Consider the following 1,227-nt stretch of genomic DNA (forward strand, 5'->3'; position numbering starts at 1 on the left):
ACTTCATTCAACATTAAATTACCAGTCGCCGATTGAATACAAAAGAAATCGATGACCTTATCTTTTTGGTACTAAAATGTGTTGCCATTCCAATGTATCACTGACTGAAGCGGGAGAACAACTATACCGAAAGATCTCCCCTTTATTTGACTCGATTAATCAAGAGGTGAACGCATTAAACAATTTTATTAATATACCTTCAGGAACGATCAGGATAAACGCGCCAAGTATCGCTGTAGAACACATTATCTATCCAAAATTACGTGATTTTTTACCCCGTTATCCGCTGATTAAGGTCGAAATTCAAGCCGATAATAGTTGGGCTGACATTGTTAAACAAGGTTTTGATATGGGATGTCGTTTAGGAAGTGATATAGCCAAAGAGATGATTGCTGTAAAAATATCATCGCCCTTAAAAATGGCCTTAGTCGCTAGCCCTGAATATTTAATCGGAAAAGTGATACCGAAACAAATTAAAGAGTTAGATGAACATCACTTAATTGGTATGAGAATATCCTCACAGCACGGCACTGAATTGCCGTGGGAATTTTTACAAGCAGGTAAAATGGTTAAATACCATCCGCATTCGCAATTTATAATTAATAATCATTTGCATAAGCAAGCAGCTTTAGATGGTTTAGGCATCACTTGGACGGCTCAAACCGATGTTGAAAAGGAATTAGCATCGGGGTCATTAGTTGAGTTGTTAACCGAGTTTGCTATCACTTATGACTCTTTTTACCTTTACTATCCAAGTCGCAAAGGACATTCAAATGTTTTTAAATTGATTATAGATTTGTTAAAGTATGAGTGATAAGCTTGGATAGTTAATATAATTCATATAGTTAAAGTCATTGTTAGAGCGTGTATTTCTAATCACAGAGTTTATTCTTTAAGTTTAATCTACACGTAAAAAGCTTTATGTGTTCAATAGTGTATTTTTTAGTTACTCTAAAAAGTACACTATTGATAATAAATGATAGACTAGTATTTAATAGCAAAAAAGGGGCGTTTTGTGCCACCTTTTATAATATTTTTATATATAATTTATAGCTGATTTCTATCAATTCCTCAACGTATAATAGGTAACAAATTAATGTTTGTTAAGTACTTCTAAAAAAGGCATGACACTGCTGTTTGGCATAAAAACTCGATCATTGTTTTTTTCTTTGTCAAGGATAGCTGGATCAATCTCATAACCTAACAGATTAGATAAAATATATTTAT

1 protein-coding gene is annotated in these 1,227 nt (G+C 33.1%); it reads left to right on the forward strand.

The window, feature by feature from the left end; translation table 11 throughout:
- Positions 1-76: 76 nt before the first annotated feature.
- Entirely contained in the window at positions 77-814 is a 738-nt protein-coding gene (locus J6569_RS11115) for a LysR substrate-binding domain-containing protein (RefSeq protein WP_296318523.1), read from the forward strand.
- Positions 815-1,227 lie beyond the last annotated feature (413 nt).

Source organism: Gilliamella sp. (assembly GCF_024104075.1).
Classification (GTDB): domain Bacteria; phylum Pseudomonadota; class Gammaproteobacteria; order Enterobacterales; family Orbaceae; genus Gilliamella; species Gilliamella bombi.